This window comes from Streptomyces sp. NPDC058469 (assembly GCF_042721125.1).
Taxonomy (GTDB): domain Bacteria; phylum Actinomycetota; class Actinomycetes; order Streptomycetales; family Streptomycetaceae; genus Streptomyces.
Window position 1 is genome coordinate 19,564 of sequence record NZ_JBHXME010000122.1, and the last position, 14,745, is coordinate 34,308.

General features: G+C 69.0%; 11 protein-coding genes. 9 read left to right on the plus strand and 2 right to left on the minus strand.

Translation table 11 applies throughout. The features are described 5' to 3' along the window. The first annotated feature begins 1 nt into the window (after window position 1). The 7 genes from ACFWP5_RS37440 (at window position 2) to ACFWP5_RS37470 (ending at window position 7,258) form a co-directional block, all read left to right on the plus strand. Complete coding sequence (locus tag ACFWP5_RS37440) at window positions 2-1,774, plus strand: hypothetical protein (RefSeq protein ID WP_384167247.1); 1,773 nt, start codon at window positions 2-4, stop codon at window positions 1,772-1,774. A 24-nt stretch (window positions 1,775-1,798) separates the two neighbouring features. Next, a complete protein-coding gene (locus tag ACFWP5_RS37445) occupies window positions 1,799-3,082 on the plus strand; it encodes a S8 family serine peptidase (protein WP_384167249.1) in 1,284 nt (427 codons plus the stop codon). Between the two features lie 54 nt (window positions 3,083-3,136). After that, entirely contained in the window at window positions 3,137-3,478 is a 342-nt protein-coding gene (locus tag ACFWP5_RS37450; RefSeq protein ID WP_355924192.1) for a WXG100 family type VII secretion target, read from the plus strand. 121 nt (window positions 3,479-3,599) lie between these two features. Then, a complete protein-coding gene (locus ACFWP5_RS37455; protein WP_356064457.1) occupies window positions 3,600-3,899 on the plus strand; it encodes a WXG100 family type VII secretion target in 300 nt (99 codons plus the stop codon). A 163-nt stretch (window positions 3,900-4,062) separates the two neighbouring features. Then, a complete protein-coding gene (locus ACFWP5_RS37460) occupies window positions 4,063-4,641 on the plus strand; it encodes a hypothetical protein (RefSeq protein WP_384167252.1) in 579 nt (192 codons plus the stop codon). 507 nt (window positions 4,642-5,148) lie between these two features. Next, window positions 5,149-5,727 (plus strand): protein kinase, encoded by a 579-nt coding sequence (locus ACFWP5_RS37465; RefSeq protein ID WP_384167254.1) that lies wholly within the window; start codon window positions 5,149-5,151, stop codon window positions 5,725-5,727. Next, entirely contained in the window at window positions 5,681-7,258 is a 1,578-nt protein-coding gene (locus tag ACFWP5_RS37470; RefSeq protein WP_384167256.1) for a hypothetical protein, read from the plus strand. Before ACFWP5_RS37465 ends, ACFWP5_RS37470 begins: the two co-directional genes overlap by 47 nt. A 444-nt stretch (window positions 7,259-7,702) precedes the next feature. On the opposite strand, the gene eccCa is transcribed toward ACFWP5_RS37470, so the two are convergent. Continuing rightward, entirely contained in the window at window positions 7,703-11,680 is a 3,978-nt protein-coding gene (eccCa, locus tag ACFWP5_RS37475; RefSeq protein WP_384167257.1) for a type VII secretion protein EccCa, read from the minus strand. A gap of 327 nt (window positions 11,681-12,007) precedes the next feature. Between eccCa and eccD the strand changes: the two genes are divergently transcribed. Then, window positions 12,008-13,525: a type VII secretion integral membrane protein EccD gene (gene eccD / locus ACFWP5_RS37480; protein ID WP_384167260.1), complete on the plus strand. Its 1,518-nt coding sequence runs from the start codon at window positions 12,008-12,010 to the stop codon at window positions 13,523-13,525. A gap of 78 nt (window positions 13,526-13,603) precedes the next feature. Here eccD and ACFWP5_RS37485 read toward each other — a convergent pair whose 3' ends face one another. After that, complete coding sequence (locus tag ACFWP5_RS37485) at window positions 13,604-13,885, minus strand: DUF397 domain-containing protein (protein WP_019075417.1); 282 nt, start codon at window positions 13,883-13,885, stop codon at window positions 13,604-13,606. 304 nt (window positions 13,886-14,189) lie between these two features. On the opposite strand from ACFWP5_RS37485, the gene rpsO reads away from it, so the two are divergent. Beyond that, window positions 14,190-14,477, plus strand: coding sequence for a 30S ribosomal protein S15 (rpsO, locus tag ACFWP5_RS37490; RefSeq protein ID WP_168530506.1), 288 nt, complete (start codon window positions 14,190-14,192; stop codon window positions 14,475-14,477). Window positions 14,478-14,745: the final 268 nt, after the last annotated feature.

Genomic DNA, 14,745 nt, shown 5'->3' on the forward strand with positions numbered 1-14,745 from the left:
GATGACCGACGATCAGCACAAGGCAGACCTTGACCGGGTCTCCGACCTGAATCACTTCACCGACTTCGCTCGGGGCGTCGAGGAACGGCCACGCGGCGGCGGGCTCTTCCGTGACATCGTGCGCTCTGCAGTCGATGTCACCTCGTATGGGCAAGCCATGCACGGTCGTACGAGCTTCGAGCACTACGACCTCAACGAGATGGTCGACCTGGTCCAGCGGACGAACCCGGAAGACCTGGAGTCCTCAGGCAAGGCGCTGTGGGACGCGCGTGACGCCATCAAGGCTGCAGCCGAGGAGCTCAGTGGTCACATCAGCACGGTCCAGTGGTCGGGAAAGTCGGGCGAGGCCTTTCACGACTGGGGCGGTGAACTCGTCCTCAGCACGCATGCCTTGAGTGTTTTCGCCGGAGGCGCGGGAGATCAGATCACTGCTGCCGCTGTGGGCCTGGCCTCTGTACGCAGTGCCATGCCCGCCCCCGATACGAAAGTGGTCCGGAAGCGCCCCGAGAAGTTCACGGAGACTGAAAAGGTCGCGGACAAAAGCGAGTACGCGACTGCCGTACGCGTAGAGAAGGATCGCCAAGAGGCGATCAACCAGATGAATCGGTTGTCGTCCTACTACGCGGTCTCCCGAGACCAGTTGGTGGAGCTGAACAAGTCGGCTCCTGAGTTCAAGAGCATGCCCAACGTGGGAGTACCGCGGCCCAAGCGTTCCGAGGTCGTTGCCCCTGGAAGGTCTGCCCCAGGTAGTACGGGAAGCACAACTCTCGCGGGTCACCACTCAACGGTGAAACCGGCGGGCAACTCCGGCGTGCACGACCAGAGCGGCACACCGACAACTTCGAAGCACGTCGTCGAGCAGGTCACACACCCTGATACTCCCGTCGGTACGAACATCGACAGTGTCGGCACGCTGCCGCCGTCCACGGCTGTGCCCACGACCAGTCACAACGCGCCAGCCATGGGCACTCCTGTAACAGGCGGCGGCTCGAACAACGCCTTCGAGACCGGCTTCGGGACCCCGATTCCCGGCGGCCTCCAGGGCAAGGGTGCAAGTGGATCAGGTGGCTTCCGCTCCCCTGCATCTGCACAGGGGCGAGCCGGTACGCCTGGTGCGAGCAACTCCGGCACGGGGCGACCCACCGGCCGGGGACCCACGAGTCAGATGGGCCGCGCGACGGAGACAGGTCGGTCGCTGGGCAAGGGCCCTGCCTCGGGAGCGAAGCCGTCCGCGATGGGCCGCGGCGGTGTCACCGGCGGTACGCCACGGGCAGGTGGCACTGCAGCACCACGAGCCAACGGTGCTCCGAGTACAGGCGCAGGCCGTGCAAACGGTGTGGTGGGCGGACGAGCCGCGAACGAAGCTGGCACATCGGCAAAGGGCGGGTCGAGGATTCCGCGCGGCACGGTCGTCGGCGCTGAGGAAACAGCCAACGCACGACCTGCGACTGGCCGACCGGGGCAGCGCGGTGTCTTTGGGGCGTCAGATCCCGCCGCGAGGCCCGGCTCGAACCGGTCGACCACCGCACGTCCTGGCACGGGCGCGTCCGAGACCGTCACAGGCAGGCCAACCGCACGCAACTCCATCGCCGGGGCCGAACGGAACGGCATGACGCGTGGAGGTGCAGGTCTCGTCCGCGGGCCCGGTAACCAGAGCAAGCCTGATGGCAGGAGAGACGCGGAGCGGGCCTCGCGTCCCGACTATCTGGTCGAAGACGAAGAGACAGACCTGCCCGCCAAGCCGCGGCGCGACGTGCCGCCGGCTGTCAACTGAACACGAGCGAGGACAGACAACGCCATGAAGTCAGGGACCAGCCGACGAGCCGAGCAGGCTGCGCTCCTCAGCGCGCGCTATGGAAGGCGAGCGCGTGCCGCGGGCGCGGTCGTCGGCGCCCTGGCCGCTGTGAGTGTGAGTTTCGCCCCGAGTGCTGCCGCGTACGACGAGCAGTCGAAGCAGTGGTACCTGGACACGATGCAGGCCGAGAAGATGTGGAAGGTCAGCACGGGGAAGGGCGTCAAGGTTGCTGTCATCGATACGGGGGTGAACGCAAATACACCCTCGCTCAAGGGACAGGTCCTGGCCGATGACGTTCCCAAGGCGGTCGCCTACCACGCCACGGTTGACTACGACGGGCATGGAACGTCCATGGCAGAGCTGATCGCGGGTACAGGATCGGGCGGGGGATTGCAGGGACTGGCGCCCGGGGCGAAGATCGTCCCGTATCGCGTGCAGTTGGAGGGTCTCAAGAGCGGGGCGGAGAAGGACAAGACGCCCGAGCCTGCGGAAGCCCTCAGGGCGGCTGCCGACACCGACGCGAAGATCATCAGCATGTCGTTCGGCGGCATGACCACGGAGGAGGACGAAGCGGCTATTGACTACGCCGCCTCCAAGGGGAAGCTGTTGATCGCCGCTGTCGGTAACAACGCTGATGATGGGAAGACCAACTTCATCGACTATCCGGCTGGCTATCCCTATGTAATCGGTGTTGCAGCGGCCGATGAGTCTTTGACGGTGTCGAAGTTCTCCTCATATGGAAACTATGTCGACGTCGCGGCGCCGGGTGCTGAGATCCCCGCGTGGTGCAACGCCACCTTCCGCGCCTACTGCGACAGCAAGGGTACGAGCGCGGCCGCCGCCCTCACCTCCGCCGCTGCCGCGCTGATCTGGTCGGCTCACCCCAACTGGACGGTGAACCAGGTCACCCGCTCCCTGATCGACACCGCCGGTCGCACTTGGGCGAAGGACGACCCAAGTAAGTACGCGGGCTACGGGTTCATCAGGCCCCGTGTAGTCCTCGAAAACGCCAACTACGATGCCGGCCCGGCGAACGTCGATCCCCTTGCGAAGGACAACGGCGGGGATCTCCTGGCGAACTCCGCATCCTCACCCTCGCCGTCTGCCTCAACCACGTCACGGGCCCAGCAAAGGACTTCTACCGGCGGCACCTCAGCAGCAGGATCAAGCGCGGCCGAATCGTCCAACAACACCAACACACTCTGGATCACCATCGGCGCCGCAGCCGCACTGATTCTCATCGCCGGCGCAGGCGTAGCCGTAACGCGCGCACGACGGGCCAGGTAGCCGGGATCTCCAGCCAGACCGCGAATCAGTCAACACAAGAAGGGTGAGCTGACTATGTCCAACAAGCAGAAGCTCGAAGATGCCGCAGTAGTCGATATCCAGAAGCAGATGCTCGACAAGTACGACGGCATCGCCAAGCGCGTGCACGGGCTTCAGGGTGTGATCGACGGGCTTGAGGGCCAGTGGCACGGTATCGGTCGTGCCGCGTTCGACAAGAAGCAGTACGAGATCAACGAGTCGCTGCAGAAGATCGGCACCATCCTCGGTGACGTCATCGAGGCGATGACCGCGACGCGCAACATCAAGGACAGCAAGGAAGACGAGGTCCGCGCGGCGGTCAACAAGATTGACGTCCAGGACGGCGCGCCGACCGTGTCCTCGCTGAGCTCCTACTGAGCCACGCGCCATCACACGCCGCCGCGCAGCATCACACGGCACCGCACCACCACGTGGCATCAAACTCCACCGGCCTCATTGGCCGCATCGGTCCCATACGAACGAGACGAGGTACACACGCATGAGCCGTAACTCCGACGGCCTTTCCGTCACTTATGACGGGCTGGACTTCGCGGCCACCAAGATCGGCAACGAGGCGAAGCAGCTGGAGCAGGACCTCCAGGAGCTTCGCGCGCTGGTCGTGAAGAGCCTGCAGTACTGGGAGGGTGACGCGCAGAACACCTTCAACGAGAAGCTGCACAAGTGGGACAAGGAAGCCAACGACATCCACACGGCGTTGACCGGCATCGGCCACGTTGTGCACACGTCGGGCGGTACCTACATGGAAGGCGACAAGAAGGCCGCCAGCTACTTCCAGTAGGACCTTTCCAGTAGGGCCGAGGATCGTTGCAGAAACCGGGGTGGGCGCGCGCGGGAGGCGCCCACCCCGCTGCCGTACCAAGCCATGCAGTACGGAGCCGAGCCCTGCCGTACCGACCCATGGACGAGAAGGTGAGCGCGTTCCCAAGCCCATGCCGGAAGCCATGCCCACGTCGGAATGCGGACAACTCCCGTCCCCTGCACGGCAGATCGGCCCCTACACAGTCGTCACCCGGCTCGACAGCCACCTCCCCGCCCACACCCCCGTCCCTGAGCGCCGCTACATCGCCCGCAGCGCCGACGGCGACCGCACCGTACTGCTGAGCACCCACCTCCCGAGCACCGACCCACAGCGCTTCATGGCCGAGGCCGCCACCTCGCGCTACCTCCTCGGACCCTGGGTCTTCCCCGCTACCGAACTCGCCGCGTGCGCCGCTGAATCCGCCGCCGAGCTCACCACTCAACTCGCCGCGCCTGCCGCCGAATCCACCACCGAACACACCGCGCCTGCCACCAACCCCACACCCCAACTCGCCGCCCCCGCCCGAATCCAACCCCACCCCCTGGCACGCCCGCCCCTAGACCCCGCCCTCTCCCCATCGCCCTCGCCGTCAACGGCGGCCCCTGCCCGAGCGGACGCTGCGCGCACTCGCCGTAGCGCTGGCCCAGACGCTCGCGGTGATGCACGGGCAGGAGTTGACGCATGCGGGGGTCTGTTCGGCTGGTGTGTTGCTTGCCGTTGATGGGCCTCGGCTCGGGTGTTTCGGGGCCGTTCGGCCGCCGCGCCGGACGGGGTTCCGCGGCTTGGGGTGCCCGGGCTTGACCTTGCGCGCCTTGCGCCCGAGCAGGCGGGCGGTGGGCAGCCGCGGCCGTTGGGGGACGTATACGCGCTGGGTGTGACGCTCGCGTACGCCGCGACGGGCCACGCGGCGCCGGAGCGAGGGGAGTTGCCAGCTGCGCTGTGCTCGCTGGTGGCGCGGTGTCTGGCCCGGGATCCGGCACATCGTCCTCAACTCTCCGACATCATCGGGGAACTGGCGTCCGACTCCCCAACTGCCGTTCCCGCCGGGTTCGGGGCGGCTCGGTGCCGACTTGTTGCTCGGTGCCGACTGGCTGCCCGGCCGGATCGTCGCCGCCGTCGTCCATCAGTCGGCCTCCGTGCTGGCCGCCGAGGTGCAGTTGTCCGAGTAGGCGCGGTCGGGCTTGTCGTATCCGGCTGCGGTTCCCCAGCCCCTGACGACAAGAGCCCGATGCCGACGGCACCTCTCACCCACGACGATCCCGTTCCCCTCGGCCCGTACCGGCTCATCGCCCGGCTCGGGAGCGGCGGCATGGGCACCGTGTGCGTGGCGCGTGCCGCCGATGGTCGTACGGTCGCGCTCAAGACCATGCATGCCGCGATCGCGACCCAATTGGGCGCCCGCACCCGGTTCCGGCTCGAAGTGGACGCGGCGCGGGTCATAGGGAACCGCTTCGGAGGCCAGGTCGTGGACGCTGACCCGCTCGGTGAAACACCTTGGCTGGCAACGGAGTTCGTGCTCGGGCCCGCTCTCGACGAGGCCGTCCGGGGTGCGGGTCCGCTGCCCGAGAGGTCGGTGCGGGCGTTGGGTGCCGCCCTGTGTTCGGCGCTGCACCGGTCGGACGTCGTGCACCGCGACCTGAAACCGTCCAACATCCTCGTCACCGCCTACGGCCCAAAGGTCATCGACTTCGGGATCGCGCGGGCCATCGGCGACGACCCGCTGACCCGCCACCGGCGCCGCCGTCGGCACTCCGGCGTTCATGTCCCCGGAGCAGGTTACCGGGCAGCAACACGACGCGGCCGGTGACGTCTTCGCGCTGGCCGGTGTGCTCGTGTTCGCGGTCACCGGGCGCGCTCCGTTCGGGAGCGGGCAGTCGGCGGATCCGCTGTACCGGGTGCGGTACGCGGAGGCCGATCTGCGCGAAGTACCGGCCCCGCTCGTGCCGTTGTTCGCCCAGTGCCTGGCCGAGGAGCCGGAGAAGCGGCCCTCCGTGGCGGAGCTCGCCGCCCAACTGCACGACGGCAGAGGCGAGTTCACCGAGCACCCGCCCGACGCCCTGCTCGCGGAGATCGGGAGGCGGGCCGCCGACATATGGCGGATCGTGCCACAGCGGCTGCCCGCGCCGGCGGTCGAGGAGAGCGCCGTCGCGGTCACCGCGGTGGCCGGGCGGAGGCCGTCGCGCCGCGGATTCCTGGCCGTGGGCGGGGCGTTCGCCGTGACCGTGACCGTGACCGTGACCGTGACCGCGGCTGTGGGTGGCGTGTGGTGGTACCGGGGGAGTGGCGGCTCTCCGGCTAGAAAGTCGCCGCGCCGACACGCAATCTCGACCCGCTGTGGCAGTACGAAGGCAGCGACAGCAGCAGCGATAGTGGTCGCAGCGACGGCAACGGCGGCCTCAACGTCCTGGGTTGGCGGCTGCTCATGCCTTACCAGGCCTACAGCTCGATCTGGCTGCCGTTCAACTCGACCGCCAAACGCCTCGATCCGTGATCCGTCAACTGGGCGGCTCCAGCGGAACGTTGTCATCACGACGAACTGGTGGCAGACGGCCGTACAGGACGGGCAGTTGTACCTGCTCGGTCACGACCCCGTCAGGCCGACGGAGTCGATCGCGATCGACACCTGGAACGAGACCCCAGGAGTACGCGCAGCCGACTTCTGCCAGCTTCGCCGACGCCACGCCCGCGCTCGTGCCGAACCAACTCCTGTGCGTCTCACACCACATCGCGTACCTGGCGGCGGCTCAGGGGCAAGTCCCGGCCGACAAAGGCTCTTTGCCCGCGCGGACCTGTACCCCGCGCGCCGCCGACCTCAAGACCGGCCGGACGCTGTGGACGCGGCTGTTGCCGCAACGGGCAAGAAGGAGCTGGAAGTTGAACTTCCTCGCCGCAAAGGTCGCCGGCGAGTACCTGGTGACCCTCCAGACTCTGGACGAGTCGCAGACGCACCTCGACGTACGGGACGCGCGCAGCGGAGCCGTCCTGTGGGACAAGCCGTACAACGTCAACGCGCCCGACGCGCTCCGGAGCGAGTGGGCCGCAGACGACAACTACCTCTACCTCGGGGGTTCTCAGCTCCAGGCGCTGCGCCTGATCGACGGGACACAGGCGTGGGCCACCGCGCTCGGGCAGATCTACGGACCGCCGACGCTCAAGAACGGCGTGCTGTACACCATCAGTTCGGGCATCGGGCATCGGGCATCGGGCTCACGGCGGTCGACGTGGCGCGGGGCACGGTCCTGTGGCGGGAGGTACCACCGAGGCTCAACAGGCGTACACCGTCTGGCGACCGGTCGCCAGCACCCGTTACTCGTACTACAAGAACGGGCTGCAACTGAGGGCGGTGAGCCTGGCGAGTCACGGCACCGTACTCACGTGTCGGACAACCGGAAAACAGTTCCACGAGTATCCGGAGGCCCGGACGATCCTCGCCGTGGACGACGATCGGCTGTCCGCCTCCCCTCAGGTGACCGCCTCGCCGCACCCGAAGAAGGACCCCGCGATGAACCCTCTCGGCACCGGCGGCCCGGTCCGCCTCGGCCCCTACCGCCTCCTCGGTGTCCTCGGCGAAGGCGGCATGGGCAAGGTCTACATCGACCAGGTCGCCACCGGCACCCTCGCCGGCGTCAAGGTGCTGCGTCCCGAACTCGCCCACGACATCGATCTCGTCCAGCGCTTCGTGCGCGAGGCGCGGGCAGTACGTCCGTGCCGCGCCGCCGACCGTTCGGCGAACGTGTGCGGGGTCGAGCACGGGAAGCGCTGTTTCCGTGCCGCCCCCGCCCTCACTCCACCGTGTCCGGGACCTGCCCGATCTGGACCAGCGGCTTGCCGCGCTTGCGGGAGACGAACACGCCACGCCCGGCGGGCATCGGCCGCGGCCGCAGGCCGCCCAGGAGGTCGCCCTCGGCCGGGTCGCCCGCCAACACCACGCCCTGGGCGCCGAGTTCCTTCATCCGCTGCATGAACGACTCGTAACCGGCGCGCCCCGCACCCGCCGTGGAGCGGGCGATGACGAAGCGCACGCCCACGTCCCGGGCGAACGGCAGGAGTTCGGTCAGGCCCGACAGCGGGTTGCCGCTCGACGTGGACACCAGGTCGTAGTCGTCGATGATCACGAACACCTGCGGGCCATGCCACCAACTCCGGTCCCGGAGCTGCTGCGGCGTGACGTCCGACGTGGGCGTCCGGCGCTGCATCAGGTCGGCCAGCGCGTCCATGTGGTGCTGCATCTGGTTCGACATGGGGATGTACTCGGCCAGGTGCGAGGGTGGGGTCACGCCCAGCAGGGAACGCCGGTTGTCGACCACGAAGAGCTTGCACGCGTTGCCGTCGTAGCGCTCGGTGAGGCGCTTGATGATGAGCTTGAGCAGGTTCGACTTGCCGGACTCGCTCTCGCCGAAGACCAGGAAGAACGGGTCCTGGTCGAAGTCGACGAACACCGGCTCCAGGTTGTCCTCGTCGAGCGCGAAGGAGACGCCCCGGTTCGGGAAGCGGTCGCCCGGCGGGAGCTGGGCGGCGGCGAACTCGCGCGGGAGCAGGCGGACTTCGGGCGCACCCGGCTCCTGCCAGTGGCGGGCGACCTCGGCCGCGAGTGCCGTCGTAGCCTCCGCGAGGTCCGTGTCGGAGGACAGGCCGTCGATGCGCGGGACCGCCGCCATGAAGTGCTGCTTCTGCGGGGTCTGGCCCCGACCGGGCACGCCCGTCGGCACGTTGGCCGCGACCTTGCGGTCGAACTCCGAGTCCATCGGATCGCCGAGCCGCAGCTCCAGGCGGTTCATCAGGTGGTCCTTCATGTTTGCGCGGACCTCCATGGAGCGCGACGCCGTGAGGATCACATGGATGCCGTAACCGAGGCCGCGCGCCGCGATGTCCAGCACGGTCGGTTCCAACGCCTCATAGTCCGTACGGAAGTTGCCCCAGCCGTCGATGACGAGGAAGACGTCGCCCCAGGGCTGGTCCGTGACGGAGATGTCGCCGCGCGCGCGGCGGGTGCGGAACTCCGCGATCGAGGAGATTCCCGCCGCGCGGAAGTACTCCTCGCGGCGGGTCATCACGCCGTAGACCTCGGCCGCCGTACGCCGGACCTTCTCCGGGTCGAGGCGGGAGGCCACCCCGCCGACGTGCGGCAGAGCGGCCACGGCGGACAGGCCGCCACCGCCGAAGTCCAGTGCGTAGAACTGCACTTCGTGCGGGGTGTGGGTGAGCGCGAACGACGCGATCAGCGAGCGCAGCAGCGTCGACTTGCCGGACTGCGGGCCGCCGAGGATCTGCATATGGCCGGCCGCGCCACCGAAGTCGGTCCACAGCGGGTCGCGCCGCTGCTCGTACGGCTTGTCGACGAGGCCGACCGGGACGACGAGGCGGCCCGCGCCCTCGTAGCCGGGCTGGGTCATGCCACGCCCCGGTACCGCCGCGAGTCCGGGCAGCAGGGAGTCGAGCGACGGCGGGCTGTCCAGCGGGGGCAGCCACACCTGGTGGGCGGCCGGACCCTGTGCCTCAAGACGGCGCACGATCACATCGAGCACGGTGTCGGCGAGCGCGTCGTCCTTCTCCTCGGCCGCCTCCTCCTGACGCTGCCGCGGCACGGGCGGCGCGTACTGCACCGGCACCTGCGCCGCTGTGAACAGCACAGGTCGGCGGTCCACCGGGAGCGGCCCGCCGAGCGCGGCGGACTGCTGCGAACTCGTGCGGTACACCCCGGAGACGTACGCCGCCTTGAAGCGCACCATCTCGTCGGTGCCGTACTTCAGGAACCCGGAACCCGGCACGTTCGGCAGCTCGTACGCGTCCGGCACACCGAGCGCCGCCCGCGACTCGGCCGCCGAGAACGTGCGCAGACCGATCCGGTACGACAGGTAGGTCTCCAGGCCGCGCAGCCGGCCCTCCTCCAGGCGCTGCGAGGCCAGCAGCAGATGCACGCCCAGCGAACGGCCGATGCGGCCGATCTGCACGAACATCTCGATGAAGTCCGGCTTGGCGGTGAGGAGTTCGCTGAACTCGTCGATCACCAGGACGAGGGACGGGACGGGCTGCAAGGGGGCACCCGCCGCGCGCGCCTTCTCGTAGTCGTGGATGTTGGCGTAGTTGCCCGCGTCGCGGAGCATCTCCTGGCGGCGGTTCAACTCGCCGCGGATCGAGTCACCCATACGGTCGACGAGGGTCAGGTCGTCGGCCAGGTTGGTGATCACGGCTGCCACGTGCGGCATTTGCGCCATACCGGCGAAGGTCGCACCGCCCTTGAAGTCCGCGAGGACGAAGTTCAGCGTCTCCGAGGAGTGGGTCACCGCGAGGCCGAGGACCAGTGTGCGCAGCAGCTCCGACTTGCCGGAACCGGTCGCGCCGACACACAGACCGTGCGGGCCCATGCCCTCCTGGGCCGCCTCCTTGAGGTCGAGCATCACGGGCCGGCCATCCTCGCCGAGCCCGATCGGCACGCGCAGCCGCTCGGCCGTGGAGCGCGGTCGCCAGGTCCGCTTGGGGTCGACGGAGGCCGCGTCGCCCAGGTTCAGCAGATCCGTGAACTCCAGGTTGGCGAGCAGTGGTTCGTCGTCGTCACCACCCGACACCATGCGCAGCGGCGCCAGTTGGCGGGCGAGTGCCTCGGCGGCCTCGTACGACAGCACGTCCGGCGTGCCCTCGTAGACCATGCCGTGGCCCGACTCCAGGCGCAGTTCCTTCGGGTGGACGACGACCGAGAGGTCACCCCGGCCGCTGCTGAGGTCGCCGGGCAGGACCTCGACGATCGTCACGCCCTGGAGGCCCTCGGGGCCGGCCAGGAACGAGGTCGGCGGCAGGGAGACGCCGTCCAACACGACCACCAGGTGCGGCTGTTCGGGCACCGGCGCCCCGGCGGGGTGGAAACGCGGGCGGCCCTGGAGGCGGTCGGCCAGCATCTCCTCCAGCTCCATAGGGTCGGTCGCGATCAGGCGCATGCTGCCCGCGCCGTCCGCGAGGCCCTGCGCCTGCGCGTGCGGCAGCCACTTGGCCCACTCCCACTCGGGCACCGACTGGCGCCCGGTGGCGACGGCGATGACCAGGTCCTCGGGGGAGTGCAGCGAGGCGAGGGAGGCGGTGACCGCGCGGGCGGTGCCGCGCACGGTGACCGGCTCGCCGCTGATCGTCACGTGGTAGAAGGCGCGCAGCGAGACCGCCATCGGCAGGTCCTCAAGGGTGCCGTGCGTGGCCAGGAAGCGCTGCATCGCGCCCGCGGTGAGCGGCTCCAGCTCGTCGACCGGCGCGGTGTCCGGCGGGATCAGCGGAGTGGCGAGCCCCTGCGGGCCGAGACCGACCCGCACCTGCCCGAAGTCCTCGTCGTTCGTGCGCCGTTCCCACACGCGGCTGCCCTCGGCGACCAACGCCCACAGTTGCTCCGGCGAAGGGTGCAGGTAGTACTGGGCGTCGCGCTGGGAGCGCGCGGTCTCCAGGGCCGTACGCCGGGTCTGCGACAGATAGCGCAGGTAGTCGCGGCGCATGTCGGCCATCTGCCCCTGGTTGCCCCGGCGGTAGCGCACCAGCATCGAGACGCCCATGGCGAGCGTCGACGCGATCATCACCATGCCCATGATCTTCATGAAGGGCTGGGCACTGGGGTTGAAGAAGAACACCACCGACCCGCCCATGCCGAGCATGGGCAGGAGCTGCATCAGAGCGCCCTCCTGCTGGCCGCGCGGAAGCTCCGGCGGGGCCTGCAGCATGACCTCGTCCGTGGGCACTTCCTTCGGCAGCGACCTCGGCGGGCGCTTGACGACGATCTGGCTCACTACGCACCAATTCCCTTGCCGGACCGAGTTGTTTCGTCCGCCGCCCCGTGTCGGGCGGACGCCGATCCGCACTGCGTGATCCTACTGACAACCACTGACAACGGCGGGCGGTAGGGTGCCCGTGAGACGTGTGAGCAGTTGCGAATCGTTCCGGGAAAACCGGGCAAAACCGCAGCGTTCCAAGCAGGCGGATCCCGTTGAGTCCCGGGCGCGACGGCGCTGTTGACCGGTGAGACGGGTGGCACGGCACGACCTACACAGGATCTTTACGGCGGATGCGCGCGGCAGCTTCGCGAACCGTCCGTCACTGACGAGGGGGAACAGCAGGTGAGCATCACGGCCTCCGCGCCGGCCGGCGCGACCGGCGGAACGGGCACCGGAGCCCCTTCCGCAGCGGGCATGGGGTTCGGCTTCTGCCGCGTCACCATCGTGGCGCCCGACAGCCGGATCGACGTGGCCCTGCCCGACGACGTACCGGTCGCCGACCTGTACCCGGAGATCCTGCGGCTCTCCCAGCAGAGCCTCGCCGAGGGTGCCCCGGTCGGCTACCACCTCGTCCGCCGCGACGGCACCGTCCTCGACGGCGCCCGCTCCTTCGCCGCGCAGCGCATCCTCGACGGCGAGCTGCTCACCCTGCGCCCCTTCGCCGACTCGCTGCCGCCGGCCGTCTACGACGACGTCTCCGAGGCGGTCGCCTCGGCCGTCACCCGTGACCGTGCCCTGTGGAACGGCGAGTTGACGCGCGCCGCCGGTCTCGTCGCGGGCGGCATCCTGCCCGCGCTGCTCGCGTTCGTGGCCTGGAGCTCCCAGATCCGCCACGACATGAACAGCCTCCAGGGCATCGTCGCCGGCCTCGCCGGCATCCTCCTCGTCACGATCGCCTGCGTACGCGCGCGTGTGTACGACGACCGGGGCTCGGCGGTCGCCCTGGGCCTGGGCGCGCTCCCGAACATCGCCGTGGCGGGCTCCGGACTGCTCCCCTTCTCCGAAGGAGAAGGCATCGGGCGGCTCCAGTTCCTGCTCGCCTGCGCGGCCGTCCTCGTCGCCACCGTCGTCCTCACCCTGGTCTCGCCCGGTGGCGACGGCCCCTTCGTGGCCTTCGTCTTCGCCTCCGCGATCGGCCTGTTGACGACCTTCGTCGCGATGCTCACCCACCTCAAGCCCATCGAGACGGCCGCCGTCTGCGCCCCGCTCTCCGTGTGCGCGCTCGCCTTCCTGCCGGGCCTGTCCATGCGCTTCGCCCGCCTCCCCATCGGCTTCGAACCGCCCAACCCCAACCGCGGCGGCTACGGCGACGGCGAACCCGTGGCCCAGGAGCCCGTCGACGCCGAGCGCATCGCCGCCCGTGCCCGGCGCGGCCACGAACTCCTCGTCGGTCTGGTCGGCGGCTGCGCCCTCGTCTCCGTCGGCGCCTCGATCGTCCTCGGCTTCTCCAGCGACATCTGGGCCCAGCTCCTCGCCCTCGCCACCGGCATCGCGATGCTGATGCGCGCGCACCTGTTCCGCTACACCGCCCAGGTCGGCGCCACCCTCGCCGCGGGCCTGGCCGCCCTCGTCTTCCTGGGCCTCGGCCTCGCCCTGAACCCGCCGCACGCGTACGTGCGGGACGCGGTCCTGGGCGACGCGAACTCCCTCGACATCCGCAGCGTCTGGCTCGCGGCGGCGGTCGCCGCCGCCACCGCGCTGGTCACCGCGATCGGCCTGATCACCCCGCGCCGCGGAATCACCCCCTTCTGGGGCCGCTTCCTGGAGATCGCCGAGAGCTTCGTCCTGCTCACCCTGATCCCGCTGTCCCTGGCCGTCTTCGACGTGTACGCGCGGGCACGGGCCATGACCAGCAAATGAAGAGGTCGTAGACATGAAGGAGGGGCGGCACACACGCGTGCCGCCCCTCCTCTTCGTATGACTGCCGCGTCGTACGAACTACTGCTGCTCCTCCGGAGCCGGCTCCAGGTCGAACTCGCCGTCCCGGGCGCCCAGCACGAAGGCCGTCCATTCCGCCTCCGTGTACCGCAGCACGGTCTCCGGGTCGAGCGACGAGCGCATGGCCACGGCGCCGTCGGGCAGGTCGGCGATCTCGACGCGCTCCTCGTGCTCCTCCGTGCCCGGCGCGCTGCGCCACTCGACACCCGAGATGTCGAGGGCGTACAGCTCGTCCCGCTCGCGCTCCTTGCGTGCCTTGATCTCCTGCTCCGTCTCCGCCATGGCGAAGCGACCCCTTCCGGACGAACCGACGTGTTCCACGCTTCCATCCATGGAGGGTGACTTCCATCCATGGATGGAAGTCACCCTAGTGGCCGTATCCGCCCCGGTCAGGGCCCTTCAGGGAGCTGGACCGAGGCATCCCCCCAGGCTGGTACGCTGTGTAGCGGCCGTTTGTGTACGCACCCCCGGAGTTCACCGCTCTGGAGGCAGCGCCCAACGGATCCCGCCTCCCGAGTTTTGGAAGCTCCCCTGAGATGTGGACCAGGGGCACTCGGTGGCACATCTCAGACTACGAGGAGTACGCGTGTCGCTCGACGCCGCTACGAAGAAGCAGCTCATCAGTGAGTTCGGTCAGAAGGAGGGCGACACCGGCTCCCCCGAGGTCCAGGTCGCCATGCTCTCGCGCCGTATCTCGGACCTGACCGAGCACCTCAAGACCCACAAGCACGACCACCACTCCCGTCGTGGTCTGCTGATCCTGGTCGGTCAGCGCCGCCGGCTGCTCCAGTACCTGGCCAAGAAGGACATCCAGCGCTTCCGTGCGCTGGTGGAACGCCTGGGCATCCGCCGCGGTGCTGCGGGCGCCAAGTAAGACGCCGTGAAGGGAGCGGTTCCCGAAACGATCGGGAGCCGCTCCCTTTGCCGTACGTGCGGATTGACCGTACGTACGGAAACGTGCGGAGTGTCACTCACGCTTTGTAGTGTGGTAGCACAACGCAGGACGCACGACACAGCACGACCACGTGCGACAGAGCACGACCACGAAGAGGAGAAGCGCGCCTCGCAGCCGCCGGTCCTCGGTAGTGGCCCCCGGGCATGAAGCCCCGGGTGCTTCGATCGAAGACCGGCCCGCACCAGAC

Excerpts from the sequence above, each read along its gene's own strand:
- ACFWP5_RS37450 (WP_355924192.1), top strand. The coding sequence starts at position 3,137 with ATGTCCAACAAGCAGAAGCTCGAAGATGCCGCAGTAGTCGATATCCAG.
- ACFWP5_RS37460 (WP_384167252.1), top strand. The coding sequence starts at position 4,063 with ATGCCCACGTCGGAATGCGGACAACTCCCGTCCCCTGCACGGCAGATC.
- ACFWP5_RS37440 (WP_384167247.1), top strand. The coding sequence starts at position 2 with ATGACCGACGATCAGCACAAGGCAGACCTTGACCGGGTCTCCGACCTG.
- ACFWP5_RS37470 (WP_384167256.1), top strand. The coding sequence starts at position 5,681 with ATGTCCCCGGAGCAGGTTACCGGGCAGCAACACGACGCGGCCGGTGAC.
- ACFWP5_RS37485 (WP_019075417.1), bottom strand. The coding sequence starts at position 13,885 with ATGGCGGAGACGGAGCAGGAGATCAAGGCACGCAAGGAGCGCGAGCGG.
- ACFWP5_RS37465 (WP_384167254.1), top strand. The coding sequence starts at position 5,149 with ATGCCGACGGCACCTCTCACCCACGACGATCCCGTTCCCCTCGGCCCG.
- ACFWP5_RS37455 (WP_356064457.1), top strand. The coding sequence starts at position 3,600 with ATGAGCCGTAACTCCGACGGCCTTTCCGTCACTTATGACGGGCTGGAC.
- ACFWP5_RS37445 (WP_384167249.1), top strand. The coding sequence starts at position 1,799 with ATGAAGTCAGGGACCAGCCGACGAGCCGAGCAGGCTGCGCTCCTCAGC.